The organism is Bacillus sp. FSL K6-3431 (assembly GCF_038002605.1).
Classification (GTDB): domain Bacteria; phylum Bacillota; class Bacilli; order Bacillales; family Bacillaceae_C; genus Lederbergia.
The window spans coordinates 3,380,039-3,399,639 of the sequence record NZ_JBBOCT010000001.1; the positions used below are offsets into that span (position 1 = coordinate 3,380,039).

At 45.6% G+C, this 19,601-nt stretch carries 9 protein-coding genes, 11 tRNA genes, 6 rRNA genes and 1 pseudogene; all 27 read left to right on the forward strand.

What is annotated here, in order from left to right; translation table 11 throughout:
• Nucleotides 1-155: 155 nt before the first annotated feature.
• Nucleotides 156-926, forward strand: coding sequence for a type III pantothenate kinase (locus MHB53_RS16330; protein ID WP_340920293.1), 771 nt, complete (start codon nt 156-158; stop codon nt 924-926).
• A 14-nt stretch (nt 927-940) separates the two neighbouring features.
• Nucleotides 941-1,819 carry an Hsp33 family molecular chaperone HslO gene (hslO, locus tag MHB53_RS16335; protein WP_340920296.1) on the forward strand — a complete coding sequence of 293 codons (879 nt, stop codon included), beginning with the start codon at nt 941-943 and terminating at the stop codon, nt 1,817-1,819.
• 445 nt (nt 1,820-2,264) lie between these two features.
• Nucleotides 2,265-3,191 carry a cysteine synthase A gene (gene cysK, locus MHB53_RS16340; protein ID WP_340920299.1) on the forward strand — a complete coding sequence of 309 codons (927 nt, stop codon included), beginning with the start codon at nt 2,265-2,267 and terminating at the stop codon, nt 3,189-3,191.
• A gap of 142 nt (nt 3,192-3,333) precedes the next feature.
• A complete protein-coding gene (gene folP, locus MHB53_RS16345) occupies nt 3,334-4,164 on the forward strand; it encodes a dihydropteroate synthase (RefSeq protein ID WP_340920301.1) in 831 nt (276 codons plus the stop codon).
• The gene (gene folB / locus MHB53_RS16350) at nt 4,157-4,522 is read left to right on the forward strand and encodes a dihydroneopterin aldolase (protein ID WP_340920303.1); all 366 of its coding nucleotides are present in this window, start codon (nt 4,157-4,159) and stop codon (nt 4,520-4,522) included. The genes folP and folB overlap by 8 nt, the downstream gene beginning before the upstream one ends.
• Nucleotides 4,519-5,046: a 2-amino-4-hydroxy-6-hydroxymethyldihydropteridine diphosphokinase gene (gene folK, locus MHB53_RS16355; protein WP_340920304.1), complete on the forward strand. Its 528-nt coding sequence runs from the start codon at nt 4,519-4,521 to the stop codon at nt 5,044-5,046. The genes folB and folK overlap by 4 nt, the downstream gene beginning before the upstream one ends.
• A complete protein-coding gene (locus MHB53_RS16360) occupies nt 4,998-5,219 on the forward strand; it encodes a helix-turn-helix domain-containing protein (RefSeq protein ID WP_340920307.1) in 222 nt (73 codons plus the stop codon). The genes folK and MHB53_RS16360 overlap by 49 nt, the downstream gene beginning before the upstream one ends.
• Before the next feature lie 10 nt (nt 5,220-5,229).
• Nucleotides 5,230-5,521, forward strand: a pseudogene (locus tag MHB53_RS16365) (tRNA-dihydrouridine synthase); the annotation flags it as partial.
• 149 nt (nt 5,522-5,670) lie between these two features.
• Entirely contained in the window at nt 5,671-7,158 is a 1,488-nt protein-coding gene (lysS, locus tag MHB53_RS16370) for a lysine--tRNA ligase (protein WP_340920309.1), read from the forward strand.
• A 308-nt stretch (nt 7,159-7,466) separates the two neighbouring features.
• A 16S ribosomal RNA gene (locus MHB53_RS16375) occupies nt 7,467-9,018 on the forward strand.
• A gap of 228 nt (nt 9,019-9,246) precedes the next feature.
• A 23S ribosomal RNA gene (locus MHB53_RS16380) occupies nt 9,247-12,179 on the forward strand.
• A gap of 139 nt (nt 12,180-12,318) precedes the next feature.
• Nucleotides 12,319-12,434 (forward strand): 5S ribosomal RNA (gene rrf, locus MHB53_RS16385).
• A gap of 133 nt (nt 12,435-12,567) precedes the next feature.
• A tRNA-Val gene (locus MHB53_RS16390) sits at nt 12,568-12,643 on the forward strand.
• 8 nt (nt 12,644-12,651) lie between these two features.
• Nucleotides 12,652-12,727: transfer RNA gene (locus tag MHB53_RS16395), tRNA-Thr, on the forward strand.
• Between the two features lie 41 nt (nt 12,728-12,768).
• Nucleotides 12,769-12,844, forward strand: a tRNA-Lys gene (locus MHB53_RS16400).
• Nucleotides 12,845-12,850: 6 nt separating this feature from the next.
• Nucleotides 12,851-12,932 (forward strand) — tRNA-Leu (locus tag MHB53_RS16405).
• A gap of 70 nt (nt 12,933-13,002) precedes the next feature.
• Nucleotides 13,003-13,077 (forward strand) — tRNA-Gly (locus tag MHB53_RS16410).
• A 7-nt stretch (nt 13,078-13,084) separates the two neighbouring features.
• A tRNA-Leu gene (locus tag MHB53_RS16415) sits at nt 13,085-13,173 on the forward strand.
• Between the two features lie 7 nt (nt 13,174-13,180).
• A tRNA-Arg gene (locus tag MHB53_RS16420) sits at nt 13,181-13,257 on the forward strand.
• Between the two features lie 7 nt (nt 13,258-13,264).
• Nucleotides 13,265-13,341, forward strand: a tRNA-Pro gene (locus MHB53_RS16425).
• Between the two features lie 18 nt (nt 13,342-13,359).
• Nucleotides 13,360-13,435 (forward strand) — tRNA-Ala (locus MHB53_RS16430).
• A gap of 147 nt (nt 13,436-13,582) precedes the next feature.
• Nucleotides 13,583-15,134 (forward strand): 16S ribosomal RNA (locus MHB53_RS16435).
• A gap of 94 nt (nt 15,135-15,228) precedes the next feature.
• Nucleotides 15,229-15,305: transfer RNA gene (locus tag MHB53_RS16440), tRNA-Ile, on the forward strand.
• A 43-nt stretch (nt 15,306-15,348) separates the two neighbouring features.
• Nucleotides 15,349-15,424: transfer RNA gene (locus tag MHB53_RS16445), tRNA-Ala, on the forward strand.
• Nucleotides 15,425-15,576: 152 nt separating this feature from the next.
• Nucleotides 15,577-18,509, forward strand: a 23S ribosomal RNA gene (locus tag MHB53_RS16450).
• Between the two features lie 139 nt (nt 18,510-18,648).
• Nucleotides 18,649-18,764, forward strand: a 5S ribosomal RNA gene (gene rrf / locus MHB53_RS16455).
• The 16S, 23S and 5S rRNA genes sit together here with 11 tRNA genes alongside, the layout of an rRNA operon.
• Before the next feature lie 359 nt (nt 18,765-19,123).
• A complete protein-coding gene (locus tag MHB53_RS16460) occupies nt 19,124-19,585 on the forward strand; it encodes a CtsR family transcriptional regulator (RefSeq protein ID WP_340924780.1) in 462 nt (153 codons plus the stop codon).
• Nucleotides 19,586-19,601: the final 16 nt, after the last annotated feature.

Sequence of the window (19,601 nt, forward strand, 5' to 3'; positions counted from 1 at the left end):
CTGGATCAGGTGACGTTTCCACGGTAAATTCGGATAAATAATCGAGCAACCTTTTCTTATGTCACTTAATATGTAAACTACTTATTCTACACTTCATCTGAATTATGGTATGATGTTTGAAGTAAAAAAAGTCTCTTGTAAAAGTGGTGAAAATATTGATCTTTGTTCTAGATGTAGGTAATACAAATATTGTTCTTGGGGTTTATAAGCAAGATGATTTGAAGTATCATTGGCGGATTGAAACAAGCCGGCACAAGACGGAAGATGAATTCGGAATGGCTATCAAATCGTTATTTGAGCATGTAGGGCTTCGTTTTGAAGATATTAATGGCATCATTATCTCTTCTGTCGTACCACCGATCATGTTTACGTTAGAAAAGATGTGCCATAAATATTTTCAAGAAAAACCATTAATTGTTGGACCCGGGATTAAAACTGGCCTAAATATAAAATATGAAAATCCGCGAGAAGTAGGTGCGGATCGTATTGTGAATGCTGTGGCTGGGATAGAATGTTATGGTAGCCCTCTAGTAATAGTCGATTTCGGAACAGCGACTACATTTTGTTATATTGATGAAAATTGTAATTATATGGGTGGCGTCATTGCGCCTGGAATAGGTATTTCGACTGAAGCGCTATATTCAAAGGCAGCGAAGCTTCCGAGAATTGAAATTACGCATGTCGATGAAATTATTGGAAAAAATACAGTAGCAGCGATGCAGGCAGGTATTTTATTTGGTTTCGTGGGACAAGTAGAAGGTATTGTAAAGCGTATTATGGATAAAAGTAAACATAAGCCAACAATTATTGCTACGGGTGGCTTAGCTAATTTAATTGCATCCGAGACAAAAATGATCGATATTGTCGATCAAGATTTAACGTTAAAAGGCCTGCAGTTTATATATAAAAGAAATATGAACGGATGAAAGGCGGTTAATAAATGAGTGATTATATGGTAAAAGCGCTAGCTTATAATGGACAAATTCGTGCTTATGCAGTTAGAAGTACGGATACAATTAATGAGGCGCAACGTCGTCATTACACATGGCCGACTGCATCAGCGGCACTAGGTAGAGCGATGACTGCCGGGGTTATGATGGGGGCTATGCAAAAAGGTGAAGAAAAAATAACGGTTAAAGTAGAAGGTGACGGCCCCCTAGGTATTATTTTGGTTGATACCGATGCAAAGGGCCATGTGCGTGGTTATGTAACAAACCCGCAGACTCATTTTGAATTAAATGAACAAGGGAAGCTCGATGTCAAAAGAGCCGTTGGTGTGAATGGTACACTGACAGTTGTTAAAGATACGGGTCTTCGTGATAATTTTTCTGGTCAGGTTCCATTAGTTTCTGGTGAACTAGGTGAAGATTTCACATATTATTTCGCTACATCTGAGCAAACACCGTCATCTGTTGGCGTAGGTGTTTTAGTAAATCCGGATAATACCATTTTAGCAGCAGGTGGATTTATTATTCAGTTAATGCCTGGCACAGAAGACAAAGTTATTACAGAAATTGAGGGACGATTGACATCAGCGCCACCAGTTTCTACTATGATTCGAGAAGGCTTAATGCCTGAAGAAATTCTAAATCGTCTTCTTGGAAAAGAAAATGTGAAAATTCTTGAAAAGATGCCAATAGAGTTTCGCTGTACTTGTTCGAAAGAACGTTTTGGTAATGCAATTATAAGCCTAGGTGTAAAAGAAATCCAAGAGATGATCGATGATGATGGAAAAGCAGAAGCGCAGTGCCATTTTTGTAATGCAGCTTACCAATTTTCATTAGAAGAATTAGAAGAATTACGTAATTTAGCTAAATAGTAATCAAAAAGGTAGACCTATCGGCTGGTCGCCTTTTTTGGTTTTTAAAACTTATATTTTGTTAATACTTATATAACAAGGGTTGAGTGGCCAGCAAAGTTCCGAGAGTGGCTTATAAAACAGATGAGTGGCCGGTAAAGAGTCATGAGTGACTCATAAAAATGATGAGTAAGCTATAAACCGACCATTAGTTACTCTGGATTGCTAGTATCGCTCCTATTCTCCTTTTCTTAGTAAAGAAAAAAATAAGCGGACTGTTATGTTTAAAATACTTCTGTAATAATTCAGATCTTTTCCTAAAATATTCGATTTACCTATTTCAAAAAAATGATGATGCCAGATGGAATAATAATGTAAAAGTACGCTTTTATTATTGACATAAAAGCGTAATCGTGTTAATTTATAATTAAACCAACAAAAATACTCGGAATTAGGGGTTGAGAAAATGGCAATATTGGTAAACACAATTGCAGAACTAGTAGGTAATACACCAGTAGTTAAGTTGAATCGGTTAGTGGATGAGGATAGCGCAGAAGTTTATGTGAAACTTGAATATATGAACCCGGGGAGTAGTGTGAAAGACCGAATTGCGCTTTCGATGATTGAAGCTGCGGAGAAGGATGGAAAACTTAACGAAGGCGATACAATTATTGAGCCGACAAGTGGAAATACAGGTATTGGCTTAGCGATGATTGCTGCAGTCAAGGGTTACAGAGCCATTTTAGTCATGCCTGATACGATGAGTATGGAACGTAGAAATTTATTAAGAGCATATGGAGCAGAGCTTGTTTTAACTCCGGGATCTGAAGGTATGAACGGAGCTATTAAAAAAGCGAATGAACTTGCGGATAAAAACGGATATTTTGTTCCCCAACAATTTGAAAATTTAGCAAATCCGGAAATACACCGTTTGACCACAGGTAAAGAAATTGTGGAACAGATGGGTGACCAATTGGACGGATTTGTTTCAGGGATCGGTACTGGTGGTACAATTACTGGAGCTGGGCAAGTGTTAAAAGAAAAGTACCCTAATATTAAAATATATGCAGTGGAGCCAGTGGATTCTGCCATTTTGTCTGGAGGAAAACCGGGACCTCATAAAATTCAAGGAATCGGCGCAGGATTTATCCCTGCCACTTTAAATACAGAAATATATGATGAAGTCATTACAATAACAAATGATGAATCATTTGAAACATCTAGAAAAGTTGCAAAGCAAGAAGGAATTCTTGGTGGAATTTCATCGGGTGCAGCAATAGCAGCGGCACTAAAGGTTGCTAAGAAGCTGGGAAAAGGAAAGAAAGTGTTAGCAATCCTACCAAGTAATGGAGAACGTTACCTGAGCACGCCATTATATCAATTCGAAGATTAATTAAGATTATCGCTGTTTTTTTGTAATATGATGATAAAGACCCATCTTAGAGCGAGGCCATTGTGGCTCGCTCTTTTATTTTTTTGATCGAGTTTGGTAAACTAGAGAGTAGAATTGTGAAATGGAAGGAAAGGTGCATCCAATGAAGCCGATTGTTTGTGGGCCATTTGAACTTAATGTAAACAAAAAAACATTAATTATGGGAATATTAAATGCCACACCAGATTCTTTTTCAGATGGTGGTCAGTATAATTCAGGGGAAATTGCTGTTGCTCGTGCACAGCAAATGATTGCAGATGGTGCAGATATTATTGATATCGGTGGAGAATCGACAAGACCTGGCCATGATCCTATTTCTGTTGAAGAAGAAGTAAGTCGAGTTATTCCCATTATTTCAGCATTTGCAGAAAGTTCGACTGTTCCAATTTCGATTGATACATATAGGGCTGAAACTGCTAAACAAGCTATAGAAGCAGGAGCTCATATCATTAACGATATTTGGGGTGCGAACAAGGATCCTGAAATTGCTGATGTTGCAGCAGAATACAATACACCAATTATTTTAATGCATAACCGAGAGCAACGTGATTATGATGTGTTTATTCGGGATGTTTTAAATGATTTATATAAAAGTATTATGATCGCAAAAAAGGCTGGAGTGCCTGATGATAAGATTATTCTGGATCCAGGGATTGGATTTGCTAAAGATCTAGCACAGAATCTCGAGATAATGAGAAATTTGGACAAGCTTGTAGCTCTAGGCTATCCTGTTTTATTAGCTACTTCTAAAAAGAGGATGATCGGTTCAGTACTGGATTTACCTGTTGAAGAACGATTAGAAGGTACAGGTGCAACAGTCTGTTTTGGTATTCAAAAGGGTTGTCATATCATGCGTGTTCATGATGTGAGAGAAATGAGTAGGATGGCAGTTATGATGGATGCACTAATAGGAAAGGATGAGGTTATTGGATAAGATATATTTAAATGAGATGGATTTCTATGGGTATCACGGCGTACTTCCAGAAGAAACTCGCTTAGGTCAGCGATTTCGGGTGAGTATTATAGTTGAAACGGACTTGCGTGCAGCCGGGAAAACAGACGACCTAAAGGAAACGATTAGCTACGCTGAAATATATTCGTTATGTCAACAAATAGTAGAAAAGCAAATATATAAACTTATCGAAGCTGTTGCAGAAAATATCGCGGGATCCATACTTGAGCAATTTAATAAGGTGGAGAGAGTTACTGTTAAGGTAATTAAGCCTGATCCACCAATTCCGGGGCATTATCACTCTGTAGCTGTAGAAGTCACGAGAGCAAAAAAGATATGATTCATACAGCGTATCTATCATTAGGTTCTAATATAGGGGACAGAGAAGAATGTTTAAAATTGGCGGTTCAAAGTTTGAGAAAAAACCCCAATGTAAATATAGAGGCACTCTCATCCATTTATGAAACGGAACCAGTCGGGTTTATCGATCAAGCTAATTTTTTCAATATGGCGATTAAGATAACAACCTCTTTGTCTGCGGTAGGACTTCTTCAACTTTGTTTGAAAGTTGAAGAGGATTTGGGGCGGATTAGGGAGTTTCGTTGGGGGCCGAGAATAATAGATCTTGACATTTTGTTGTATAATAAAGAAGATATTGAGACAGAAGCTTTACAAATTCCGCATCCTCGGATGACTGAGCGAGCATTTGTCCTAATTCCATTGTTAGAGATTGATAAGAATCTTAAATTACCGACTTCATTGATTCCATTAGTTGAAGTGCTGGATGAAATATCTGATAAAGAAGGAGTTCGATTATGGAAACGGATAGATGGGGAAGGCGTATCCGAGCTTTTCGAAAATTAAAAGGATTTACGCAAGAAGGACTTGCGAAAAATATAGGTGTATCTGTTTCAATTTTGGGTGAGATTGAGCGAGGAAGCCGTATACCTGCAAAGGATATTCTTAATAAGATTGCTCAATCATTGGATATTTCAATCCAAGAATTGCAACCCAAAAATGTTCGAAACGAAAATTAATAAGTAGAGATGGATGATTTACCAAACAGTCAAATACCTAGAAACGGGTATTTTGATAGGTGAACCTACTGTACAGGAAAAGATGGATGTTTGTAAGCTTCATCTTGATCGCCTGATCGGGCTAAAGGGAGAAAATTAGCAGTTCGGGAAATGCGAAAGCATGCTACATGGTATTTAAAAGGAATTCGTAGAAATGGAAAAATAAGAAACGCGATTAATGAATGCATACAAGGGAAGATCTGATTTGCTTGTTAGATGAGATTGTAGAAATTGCGTCAATAAAGGAAATGCAAGCGGGATAACCATATTTCATACACTGCCAGTCGATGCTGGCAGTTGTTTTTTTAGAAGCTGAAAGTTCAAGGGTGTTTGACTAAGTATAATTGTGTACAATAATAAAAGGATATCTAATTTTTTTCATTGGCTATATAAATAGATTGGAGTGTAAAGAATGAGTCATGAAGAGTTAAACGATCAACTGCAGGTTAGACGTAATAAAATGGATTCAATGCGTGAAGGGGGTCTTGATCCTTTCGGAAAGAGATATGAAAGAACGCATAATACGAAAGAAATCAAGGAACAGTTTGATGTTTTATCAAAAGAAGAGTTAGAAGAAATGGCAATCGTTGTGACGTTAGCTGGTCGACTTATGACAAAACGTGGCAAAGGAAAAGCTGGCTTTGCACATATTCAGGATTTACCTGGTCAAATACAAATCTATGTTAGACAAGATGTAGTTGGTGAAAAACAATACAATCTGTTTACTACTTCGGATCTTGGTGATCTTGTTGGAGTTACTGGAACTGTATTTAAAACAAAAGTTGGTGAACTCTCTATTAAAGCGAAGGAATTTACGCATTTGACTAAAGCGCTGCGTCCGTTGCCAGAGAAGTTTCATGGTTTAAAGGATGTGGAACAAAGATATCGCCAACGTTATTTAGATTTAATTACAAATCAAGATAGTAAGGAAACTTTTATTGCGCGTAGTTTGATAATCCAATCAATGAGGCGTTATCTTGATCAACAAGGCTTCCTTGAAGTAGAAACGCCAATGCTGCATTCAATAGCAGGTGGAGCGGCTGCTCGCCCATTTGAAACCCATCATAATGCATTGGACATGCCGTTTTTCATGAGAATAGCAATTGAATTACACTTGAAGAGGCTAATCGTTGGCGGACTAGAAAAGGTATATGAGATTGGCCGGGTTTTCCGTAACGAAGGGGTTTCAACTAGACATAACCCTGAATTTACAATGATTGAGTTATATGAAGCATATGCAGATTATAATGATATCATGGAACTAACAGAAAATATGGTTGCACATATAGCTAAAGAAGTACTCGGTTCTACATCTATAAAATATGGAGAACAAGAAATTAATCTTGAACCGAAATGGCGTCGACTTCATATGGTTGATGCAGTAAAAGAATACAGTGGAGTAGATTTCTGGAAAGACATGACGGATAAGGAAGCGCGGCAGTTAGCTAAAGAACATAATGTTGCTATAACTGAGCATATGACTTATGGTCATATTCTTAACGAATTTTTTGAGCAGCATGTGGAAGAAAAGTTAATACAGCCAACGTTTATTTATGGTCATCCGGTAGAAATTTCGCCACTTGCGAAAAAAAATGAGGAAGATCCAAGATTTACGGATCGCTTTGAACTCTTTATTGTTGGCCGTGAACACGCAAATGCGTTTACAGAGTTGAATGACCCGATTGATCAAAGGCAACGTTTCGAAAGTCAGTTGCTTGAGCGTGAACAAGGTAATGATGAAGCCCATGGAATGGACGAAGACTTTATTGAAGCGCTGGAATATGGAATGCCGCCAACAGGGGGTCTAGGTATAGGGATTGATCGCTTAGTCATGCTGTTGACTAATTCTCCATCAATAAGAGATGTACTATTATTCCCGTTAATGAGAAATCGAGATTAATATAATAATACTCCCTTGCTACGGCAGGGGAGTTACTACTTTTCATGTGAAAATAAAATAAATTTAAACTTATTCTAAAAAGCTATTGCCACAACAAAGAAAAGGTGGTATATTATTACTCGTGCCTGTTCGAGACAACCAACTGAAAGAAAAAATAAAATAAAAAAGTTGTTGACTTACTAATTTAGTTTTGGTAAGATAGTAAAGTCGCTGTCAGAAGCAGACAAAAAAGTTTGATCTTTGAAAACTGAACGAAACAAAACGTCAAAAAGTAATACATGTAAGACCAGCAAATGAGCTACAAACACTTTAACGAGAGTTTGATCCTGGCTCAGGACGAACGCTGGCGGCGTGCCTAATACATGCAAGTCGAGCGAATGGAAGGGAGCTTGCTCCCGGAAGTTAGCGGCGGACGGGTGAGTAACACGTGGGCAACCTGCCTGTAAGACTGGGATAACTTCGGGAAACCGGAGCTAATACCGGATAATTTCTTTCTTCTCATGGAGGAAGGTTGAAAGATGGCTCCGGCTATCACTTACAGATGGGCCCGCGGCGCATTAGCTAGTTGGTGAGATAACGGCTCACCAAGGCAACGATGCGTAGCCGACCTGAGAGGGTGATCGGCCACACTGGGACTGAGACACGGCCCAGACTCCTACGGGAGGCAGCAGTAGGGAATCTTCCGCAATGGACGAAAGTCTGACGGAGCAACGCCGCGTGAGTGATGAAGGTTTTCGGATCGTAAAACTCTGTTGTCAGGGAAGAACAAGTATCGGAGTAACTGCCGGTACCTTGACGGTACCTGACCAGAAAGCCACGGCTAACTACGTGCCAGCAGCCGCGGTAATACGTAGGTGGCAAGCGTTGTCCGGAATTATTGGGCGTAAAGCGCGCGCAGGCGGTCCTTTAAGTCTGATGTGAAAGCCCACGGCTCAACCGTGGAAGGTCATTGGAAACTGGGGGACTTGAGTGCAGAAGAGAAGAGCGGAATTCCACGTGTAGCGGTGAAATGCGTAGAGATGTGGAGGAACACCAGTGGCGAAGGCGGCTCTTTGGTCTGTAACTGACGCTGAGGCGCGAAAGCGTGGGGAGCAAACAGGATTAGATACCCTGGTAGTCCACGCCGTAAACGATGAGTGCTAAGTGTTAGAGGGTTTCCGCCCTTTAGTGCTGCAGTTAACGCATTAAGCACTCCGCCTGGGGAGTACGGCCGCAAGGCTGAAACTCAAAGGAATTGACGGGGGCCCGCACAAGCGGTGGAGCATGTGGTTTAATTCGAAGCAACGCGAAGAACCTTACCAGGTCTTGACATCCTCTGACCACCCTAGAGATAGGGATTTCCCCTTCGGGGGACAGAGTGACAGGTGGTGCATGGTTGTCGTCAGCTCGTGTCGTGAGATGTTGGGTTAAGTCCCGCAACGAGCGCAACCCTTAATCTTAGTTGCCAGCATTCAGTTGGGCACTCTAAGGTGACTGCCGGTGACAAACCGGAGGAAGGTGGGGATGACGTCAAATCATCATGCCCCTTATGACCTGGGCTACACACGTGCTACAATGGATGGTACAAAGGGTTGCAAGACCGCGAGGTTTAGCTAATCCCATAAAACCATTCTCAGTTCGGATTGCAGGCTGCAACTCGCCTGCATGAAGCCGGAATCGCTAGTAATCGTGGATCAGCATGCCACGGTGAATACGTTCCCGGGCCTTGTACACACCGCCCGTCACACCACGAGAGTTTGTAACACCCGAAGTCGGTGGGGTAACCCTTACGGGAGCCAGCCGCCGAAGGTGGGACAGATGATTGGGGTGAAGTCGTAACAAGGTAGCCGTATCGGAAGGTGCGGCTGGATCACCTCCTTTCTAAGGAAACTGTTGGCCGCGGTGCCAACATAAACAGACGTTTTTGTTTCGTTCAGTTTTGAGAGGTTAAACTCTCTTATTATTCGTTCTTTGAAAACCAGATAAAATGAGAAGCAATAAACCGAGAAACATCACCTTATGGATTGTATCCGTAAGTATGTATGACCTTTTTTATGATCAGGCAATGAGAAGCTGACGCAGCAATGCATCGCTTATCATGGACCAAATGATTAAGTTAGAAAGGGCGCATGGTGGATGCCTTGGCACTAGGAGCCGATGAAGGACGGGACTAACACCGATATGCTTCGGGGAGCTGTAAGCAAGCGTTATATCCGAAGATTTCCGAATGGGGAAACCCACTGCTCGTAATGGAGTAGTATCTATTTCTGAATACATAGGAAATAGAAGGCAGACCCGGGGAACTGAAACATCTAAGTACCCGGAGGAAGAGAAAGAAACATCGATTCCCTGAGTAGCGGCGAGCGAAACGGGAAAAGCCCAAACCAAGAGGCTTGCCTCTTGGGGTTGTAGGACACTCTATACGGAGTTACAAAGGAACGGGGTAGACGAAGAGGCCTGGAAAGGCCCGCCAGAGAAGGTAACAGCCCTGTAATCGAAACTTCGTTCCCTCCAGAGTGGATCCTGAGTACGGCGGGACACGAGAAATCCCGTCGGAATCTGGGAGGACCATCTCCCAAGGCTAAATACTCCCTAGTGACCGATAGTGAACCAGTACCGTGAGGGAAAGGTGAAAAGCACCCCGGAAGGGGAGTGAAATAGATCCTGAAACCATGTGCCTACAAGTAGTCAGAGCGCGTTAATGCGTGATGGCGTGCCTTTTGTAGAATGAACCGGCGAGTTACGATTTCATGCAAGGTTAAGTTGAAGAGACGGAGCCGCAGCGAAAGCGAGTCTGAATAGGGCGAATAAGTATGAGGTCGTAGACCCGAAACCAGGTGATCTACCCATGTCCAGGGTGAAGGTAAGGTAACACTTACTGGAGGCCCGAACCCACGTACGTTGAAAAGTGCGGGGATGAGGTGTGGGTAGCGGTGAAATTCCAATCGAACCTGGAGATAGCTGGTTCTCTCCGAAATAGCTTTAGGGCTAGCCTCATGGTTAGAGTCTTGGAGGTAGAGCACTGTTTGGACTAGGGGCCCTCAACGGGTTACCGAATTCAGACAAACTCCGAATGCCAAAGACTTATCCATGGGAGTCAGACTGCGAGTGATAAGATCCGTAGTCGAGAGGGAAACAACCCAGACCGCCAGCTAAGGTCCCAAAGTATACGTTAAGTGGAAAAGGATGTGGAGTTGCTTAGACAACCAGGATGTTGGCTCAGAAGCAGCCATCATTTAAAGAGTGCGTAATAGCTCACTGGTCGAGTGACTCTGCGCCGAAAATGTACCGGGGCTAAACGTATCACCGAAGCTGCGGATTGACACCTCTGGTGTCAATGGTAGGAGAGCGTTCTAAGGGCTGTGAAGCTAGACCGGAAGGACTAGTGGAGCGCTTAGAAGTGAGAATGCCGGTATGAGTAGCGAAAGAAGGGTGAGAATCCCTTCCACCGAATGCCCAAGGTTTCCTGAGGAAGGCTCGTCCGCTCAGGGTTAGTCGGGGCCTAAGCCGAGGCCGAAAGGCGTAGGCGATGGATAACAGGTTGATATTCCTGTACCACCTTATTTCCGTTTGAGTAATGGGGGGACGCAGGAGGATAAGGTAAGCGCGCTGCTGGATATGCGCGTCCAAGCAGGTAGGCTGGAGTGGAGGTAAATCCTTCACTCTAAGGCTGAGCTGTGATGGCGAGGGAAATTTAGTACCGAAGTTCCTGATTCCACACTGCCAAGAAAAGCCTCTAGCGAGGAAATAGGTGCCCGTACCGCAAACCGACACAGGTAGGCGAGGAGAGAATCCTAAGGTGATCGAGAGAACTCTCGTTAAGGAACTCGGCAAAATCACCCCGTAACTTCGGGAGAAGGGGTGCTCATTTGGGTGAATAGCCCAGATGAGCCGCAGTGAATAGGCCCAGGCGACTGTTTAGCAAAAACACAGGTCTCTGCGAAGCCGCAAGGCGAAGTATAGGGGCTGACGCCTGCCCGGTGCTGGAAGGTTAAGAGGAGCGCTTAGACTTCGGTCGAAGGTGCGAATTGAAGCCCCAGTAAACGGCGGCCGTAACTATAACGGTCCTAAGGTAGCGAAATTCCTTGTCGGGTAAGTTCCGACCCGCACGAAAGGCGCAACGATCTGGGCACTGTCTCAACGAGAGACTCGGTGAAATTATAGTACCTGTGAAGATGCAGGTTACCCGCGACAGGACGGAAAGACCCCGTGGAGCTTTACTGCAGCCTGATATTGAATGTTGGTGCAGCTTGTACAGGATAGGTAGGAGCCGTAGAAACCGGAGCGCTAGCTTCGGTGGAGGCACTGGTGGGATACTACCCTTGCTGTACTGACATTCTAACCCGCAGCCGTGATCCGGCTGGGAGACAGTGTCTGGCAGGCAGTTTGACTGGGGCGGTCGCCTCCTAAAGAGTAACGGAGGCGCCCAAAGGTTCCCTCAGAATGGTTGGAAATCATTCGCAGAGTGTAAAGGCACAAGGGAGCTTGACTGCGAGACCTACAAGTCGAGCAGGGACGAAAGTCGGGCTTAGTGATCCGGTGGTTCCGCATGGAAGGGCCATCGCTCAACGGATAAAAGCTACCCCGGGGATAACAGGCTTATCTCCCCCAAGAGTTCACATCGACGGGGAGGTTTGGCACCTCGATGTCGGCTCATCGCATCCTGGGGCTGTAGTCGGTCCCAAGGGTTGGGCTGTTCGCCCATTAAAGCGGTACGCGAGCTGGGTTCAGAACGTCGTGAGACAGTTCGGTCCCTATCCGTCGTGGGCGCAGGAAATTTGAGAGGAGCTGTCCTTAGTACGAGAGGACCGGGATGGACGCACCGCTGGTGTACCAGTTGTTCCGCCAGGAGCATCGCTGGGTAGCTATGTGCGGCAGGGATAAGTGCTGAAAGCATCTAAGCATGAAGCCCCCCTCAAGATGAGATTTCCCATAGCGCAAGCTAGTAAGATCCCTGAAAGATGATCAGGTTGATAGGTCCGGCGTGGAAGTGTGGCGACACATGGAGCTGACGGATACTAATCGATCGAGGACTTAATCTAATATGAATCAAATCGATGTTTCACACGTTTACCTTCTCATTTATCTGGTTTTGAAAGAATGAAAAGTTCTTTTCAATGATCTTCTGTTAAGATCGTCACGTCATGTGGCAACACAGAAGTCAGCACATCCGTGTGCAAGTCTGGTGGCGATAGCGAAGAGGTCACACCCGTTCCCATCTCGAACACGGTAGTTAAGCTCTTCAGCGCCGATGGTAGTTGGGGGTTTCCCCCTGCAAGAGCAGGACGTTGCCAGGCGAAATGATATTTTTTGAAATGTTGTTTTAGAAGAAATAAACACTTATAAGGAAACGACCGAGAAATTAAGGGAGTCAACAAGTGTGTAATTGAAAAAAATGAAGTTTATGTACCTTATGATTATTTTTAAAATGGAGGATTAGCTCAGCTGGGAGAGCATCTGCCTTACAAGCAGAGGGTCGGCGGTTCGAACCCGTCATCCTCCACCATTTTCATTGCCGGCCTAGCTCAATTGGTAGAGCAACTGACTTGTAATCAGTAGGTTGGGGGTTCAAGTCCTCTGGCCGGCACCAGTTTTTTAATGTTAAATTATAAAAGGATATATGTTATGTACGAGCCATTAGCTCAGTTGGTAGAGCATCTGACTTTTAATCAGAGGGTCGCAGGTTCGAATCCTGCATGGCTCACCATTTTATGCGGGTGTGGTGGAACTGGCAGACACGCTAGACTTAGGATCTAGTGCCGCAAGGCGTGGGGGTTCGACTCCCTTCACCCGCACTTAATTAATATCTGCTAAGGGCAATTATGTCCTATAAACTATGCAGGTTCTAAAATGCCAATTTCAAACGCGGAAGTAGTTCAGTGGTAGAACATCACCTTGCCAAGGTGGGGGTCGCGGGTTCGAATCCCGTCTTCCGCTCCAAAGTAGTGCCGGGGTGGCGGAACTGGCAGACGCACAGGACTTAAAATCCTGCGGTAGGTGACTACCGTACCGGTTCGATTCCGGTTCTCGGCACCATTTATATGCGCCCGTAGCTCAATTGGATAGAGCGTCTGACTACGGATCAGAAGGTTGTGGATTCGACTTCTGCCGGGCGCGCCATTTAAAACGGGAAGTAGCTCAGCTTGGTAGAGCACTTGGTTTGGGACCAAGGGGTCGCAGGTTCGAATCCTGTCTTCCCGACCACTTTCAATAGATTTTAATGGGGCCTTAGCTCAGCTGGGAGAGCGCCTGCCTTGCACGCAGGAGGTCAACGGTTCGATCCCGTTAGGCTCCACCAAAAGAATGTGTTGACAAATGCTTTTAATAGTGATATTATAGATAAGTCGCAATCAGAAGGCAGAAAATAAGTTTGATCTTTGAAAACTGAACGAAACAAAACGTCAAAAAGTAATACATGTAAGACCAGCAAATGAGCTACAAACACTTTAACGAGAGTTTGATCCTGGCTCAGGACGAACGCTGGCGGCGTGCCTAATACATGCAAGTCGAGCGAATGGAAGGGAGCTTGCTCCCGGAAGTTAGCGGCGGACGGGTGAGTAACACGTGGGCAACCTGCCTGTAAGACTGGGATAACTTCGGGAAACCGGAGCTAATACCGGATAATTTCTTTCTTCTCATGGAGGAAGGTTGAAAGATGGCTTCGGCTATCACTTACAGATGGGCCCGCGGCGCATTAGCTAGTTGGTGAGATAACGGCTCACCAAGGCAACGATGCGTAGCCGACCTGAGAGGGTGATCGGCCACACTGGGACTGAGACACGGCCCAGACTCCTACGGGAGGCAGCAGTAGGGAATCTTCCGCAATGGACGAAAGTCTGACGGAGCAACGCCGCGTGAGTGATGAAGGTTTTCGGATCGTAAAACTCTGTTGTCAGGGAAGAACAAGTATCGGAGTAACTGCCGGTACCTTGACGGTACCTGACCAGAAAGCCACGGCTAACTACGTGCCAGCAGCCGCGGTAATACGTAGGTGGCAAGCGTTGTCCGGAATTATTGGGCGTAAAGCGCGCGCAGGCGGTCCTTTAAGTCTGATGTGAAAGCCCACGGCTCAACCGTGGAAGGTCATTGGAAACTGGGGGACTTGAGTGCAGAAGAGAAGAGCGGAATTCCACGTGTAGCGGTGAAATGCGTAGAGATGTGGAGGAACACCAGTGGCGAAGGCGGCTCTTTGGTCTGTAACTGACGCTGAGGCGCGAAAGCGTGGGGAGCAAACAGGATTAGATACCCTGGTAGTCCACGCCGTAAACGATGAGTGCTAAGTGTTAGAGGGTTTCCGCCCTTTAGTGCTGCAGTTAACGCATTAAGCACTCCGCCTGGGGAGTACGGCCGCAAGGCTGAAACTCAAAGGAATTGACGGGGGCCCGCACAAGCGGTGGAGCATGTGGTTTAATTCGAAGCAACGCGAAGAACCTTACCAGGTCTTGACATCCTCTGACCACCCTAGAGATAGGGATTTCCCCTTCGGGGGACAGAGTGACAGGTGGTGCATGGTTGTCGTCAGCTCGTGTCGTGAGATGTTGGGTTAAGTCCCGCAACGAGCGCAACCCTTAATCTTAGTTGCCAGCATTCAGTTGGGCACTCTAAGGTGACTGCCGGTGACAAACCGGAGGAAGGTGGGGATGACGTCAAATCATCATGCCCCTTATGACCTGGGCTACACACGTGCTACAATGGATGGTACAAAGGGTTGCAAGACCGCGAGGTTTAGCTAATCCCATAAAACCATTCTCAGTTCGGATTGCAGGCTGCAACTCGCCTGCATGAAGCCGGAATCGCTAGTAATCGTGGATCAGCATGCCACGGTGAATACGTTCCCGGGCCTTGTACACACCGCCCGTCACACCACGAGAGTTTGTAACACCCGAAGTCGGTGGGGTAACCCTTACGGGAGCCAGCCGCCGAAGGTGGGACAGATGATTGGGGTGAAGTCGTAACAAGGTAGCCGTATCGGAAGGTGCGGCTGGATCACCTCCTTTCTAAGGAAACTGTTGGCCGCGGTGCCAACATAAACAGACGTTTTTGTTTCGTTCAGTTTTGAGAGGTCGAACTCTCTTACCATTCACACAATGTGGGCCTGTAGCTCAGCTGGTTAGAGCACACGCCTGATAAGCGTGAGGTCGGTGGTTCGAGTCCACTCAGGCCCACCATCCCACATTTGTTTATTTGAAATGGGGATATTTCTAATTTAATGGGGCCTTAGCTCAGCTGGGAGAGCGCCTGCCTTGCACGCAGGAGGTCAGCGGTTCGATCCCGCTAGGCTCCACCAAATACTTTCGTTCTTTGAAAACCAGATAAAATGAGAAGCAATAAACCGAGAAACATCACCTTATGGATTTATCCGTAAGTATGTATGACCTTTTTTTATGATCAGGCAATGAGAAGCTGACGCAGCAATGCATCGCTTATCATGGACCAAATGATTAAGTTAGAAAGGGCGCATGGTGGATGCCTTGGCACTAGGAGCCGATGAAGGACGGGACTAACACCGATATGCTTCGGGGAGCTGTAAGCAAGCGTTATATCCGAAGATTTCCGAATGGGGAAACCCACTGCTCGTAATGGAGTAGTATCTATTTCTGAATACATAGGAAATAGAAGGCAGACCCGGGGAACTGAAACATCTAAGTACCCGGAGGAAGAGAAAGAAACATCGATTCCCTGAGTAGCGGCGAGCGAAACGGGAAAAGCCCAAACCAAGAGGCTTGCCTCTTGGGGTTGTAGGACACTCTATACGGAGTTACAAAGGAACGGGGTAGACGAAGAGGCCTGGAAAGGCCCGCCAGAGAAGGTAACAGCCCTGTAATCGAAACTTCGTTCCCTCCAGAGTGGATCCTGAGTACGGCGGGACACGAGAAATCCCGTCGGAATCTGGGAGGACCATCTCCCAAGGCTAAATACTCCCTAGTGACCGATAGTGAACCAGTACCGTGAGGGAAAGGTGAAAAGCACCCCGGAAGGGGAGTGAAATAGATCCTGAAACCATGTGCCTACAAGTAGTCAGAGCGCGTTAATGCGTGATGGCGTGCCTTTTGTAGAATGAACCGGCGAGTTACGATTTCATGCAAGGTTAAGTTGAAGAGACGGAGCCGCAGCGAAAGCGAGTCTGAATAGGGCGAATAAGTATGAGGTCGTAGACCCGAAACCAGGTGATCTACCCATGTCCAGGGTGAAGGTAAGGTAACACTTACTGGAGGCCCGAACCCACGTACGTTGAAAAGTGCGGGGATGAGGTGTGGGTAGCGGTGAAATTCCAATCGAACCTGGAGATAGCTGGTTCTCTCCGAAATAGCTTTAGGGCTAGCCTCATGGTTAGAGTCTTGGAGGTAGAGCACTGTTTGGACTAGGGGCCCTCAACGGGTTACCGAATTCAGACAAACTCCGAATGCCAAAGACTTATCCATGGGAGTCAGACTGCGAGTGATAAGATCCGTAGTCGAGAGGGAAACAACCCAGACCGCCAGCTAAGGTCCCAAAGTATACGTTAAGTGGAAAAGGATGTGGAGTTGCTTAGACAACCAGGATGTTGGCTCAGAAGCAGCCATCATTTAAAGAGTGCGTAATAGCTCACTGGTCGAGTGACTCTGCGCCGAAAATGTACCGGGGCTAAACGTATCACCGAAGCTGCGGATTGACACCTCTGGTGTCAATGGTAGGAGAGCGTTCTAAGGGCTGTGAAGCTAGACCGGAAGGACTAGTGGAGCGCTTAGAAGTGAGAATGCCGGTATGAGTAGCGAAAGAAGGGTGAGAATCCCTTCCACCGAATGCCCAAGGTTTCCTGAGGAAGGCTCGTCCGCTCAGGGTTAGTCGGGGCCTAAGCCGAGGCCGAAAGGCGTAGGCGATGGATAACAGGTTGATATTCCTGTACCACCTTATTTCCGTTTGAGTAATGGGGGGACGCAGGAGGATAAGGTAAGCGCGCTGCTGGATATGCGCGTCCAAGCAGGTAGGCTGGAGTGGAGGTAAATCCTTCACTCTAAGGCTGAGCTGTGATGGCGAGGGAAATTTAGTACCGAAGTTCCTGATTCCACACTGCCAAGAAAAGCCTCTAGCGAGGAAATAGGTGCCCGTACCGCAAACCGACACAGGTAGGCGAGGAGAGAATCCTAAGGTGATCGAGAGAACTCTCGTTAAGGAACTCGGCAAAATCACCCCGTAACTTCGGGAGAAGGGGTGCTCATTTGGGTGAATAGCCCAGATGAGCCGCAGTGAATAGGCCCAGGCGACTGTTTAGCAAAAACACAGGTCTCTGCGAAGCCGCAAGGCGAAGTATAGGGGCTGACGCCTGCCCGGTGCTGGAAGGTTAAGAGGAGCGCTTAGACTTCGGTCGAAGGTGCGAATTGAAGCCCCAGTAAACGGCGGCCGTAACTATAACGGTCCTAAGGTAGCGAAATTCCTTGTCGGGTAAGTTCCGACCCGCACGAAAGGCGCAACGATCTGGGCACTGTCTCAACGAGAGACTCGGTGAAATTATAGTACCTGTGAAGATGCAGGTTACCCGCGACAGGACGGAAAGACCCCGTGGAGCTTTACTGCAGCCTGATATTGAATGTTGGTGCAGCTTGTACAGGATAGGTAGGAGCCGTAGAAACCGGAGCGCTAGCTTCGGTGGAGGCACTGGTGGGATACTACCCTTGCTGTACTGACATTCTAACCCGCAGCCGTGATCCGGCTGGGAGACAGTGTCTGGCAGGCAGTTTGACTGGGGCGGTCGCCTCCTAAAGAGTAACGGAGGCGCCCAAAGGTTCCCTCAGAATGGTTGGAAATCATTCGCAGAGTGTAAAGGCACAAGGGAGCTTGACTGCGAGACCTACAAGTCGAGCAGGGACGAAAGTCGGGCTTAGTGATCCGGTGGTTCCGCATGGAAGGGCCATCGCTCAACGGATAAAAGCTACCCCGGGGATAACAGGCTTATCTCCCCCAAGAGTTCACATCGACGGGGAGGTTTGGCACCTCGATGTCGGCTCATCGCATCCTGGGGCTGTAGTCGGTCCCAAGGGTTGGGCTGTTCGCCCATTAAAGCGGTACGCGAGCTGGGTTCAGAACGTCGTGAGACAGTTCGGTCCCTATCCGTCGTGGGCGCAGGAAATTTGAGAGGAGCTGTCCTTAGTACGAGAGGACCGGGATGGACGCACCGCTGGTGTACCAGTTGTTCCGCCAGGAGCATCGCTGGGTAGCTATGTGCGGCAGGGATAAGTGCTGAAAGCATCTAAGCATGAAGCCCCCCTCAAGATGAGATTTCCCATAGCGCAAGCTAGTAAGATCCCTGAAAGATGATCAGGTTGATAGGTCCGGCGTGGAAGTGTGGCGACACATGGAGCTGACGGATACTAATCGATCGAGGACTTAATCTAATATGAATCAAATCGATGTTTCACACGTTTACCTTCTCATTTATCTGGTTTTGAAAGAATGAAAAGTTCTTTTCAATGATCTTCTGTTAAGATCGTCACGTCATGTGGCAACACAGAAGTCAGCACATCCGTGTGCAAGTCTGGTGGCGATAGCGAAGAGGTCACACCCGTTCCCATCTCGAACACGGTAGTTAAGCTCTTCAGCGCCGATGGTAGTTGGGGGTTTCCCCCTGCAAGAGCAGGACGTTGCCAGGCATCAAGGCACGACACATTTTATATGTGTCGTGCCTTTTTTGTCTTTTATCAGCTAGTAATAGAAACGGTGTATTTCTCGATTAAACTAGTGTAATTTTTAAATTTATGATATTAACATTAATTAGTAAGACTTTAAGTGCTTTTACGCGTGTTTTTTACAAAGATTGTAATCTTGTCGAACATTGCGAAATTAATTAATTGATTTTGCAAAAAATGGTCCTTCATTTTGGTTTCATGTTTCCAAAGTATGGATAGAATAATAATGTTAAACCTATCTAATTGCATACATAACATATTCTCTTGTATAATTAAGTCAAATATAGTCAAAGTCAAGCATTGGTTAGGGAGGCGCCTTGATGATGCGGAATATTTCCGATATTATTGAAAGTTATTTGAAAAAGGTGCTCGAAATGAGCGAAACAGAAATTGTTGAGATTAAAAGAAGTGAGGTGGCAGATAAGTTTCAGTGTGTACCCTCGCAAATTAATTACGTGATAAATACAAGATTTACGATGGAAAGAGGCTATTTGGTAGAGAGTAAGCGAGGCGGAGGAGGGTATATAAGAATAACAAGGGTAAGAATTCATGATAAGGCGCACTTAATTGACCAACTTAAAGTAATAATAGGTAGCAAAATTAGTCAGGCAAGTGCCCAAGATGTTATTATCCGGTTGCTTGAAGAAGGATTGGTATCTGAGAAAGAAGCAAAATTAATGTTAAGTGTAATGGATAGGTCGGTTATATATATTGATTTGCCTGATCGGGATCACTTACGAGCAAGGTTGCTGAAAGCATTACTTCAAGCAATAAAATATGAATGAAGCGAAAGGGTGAACA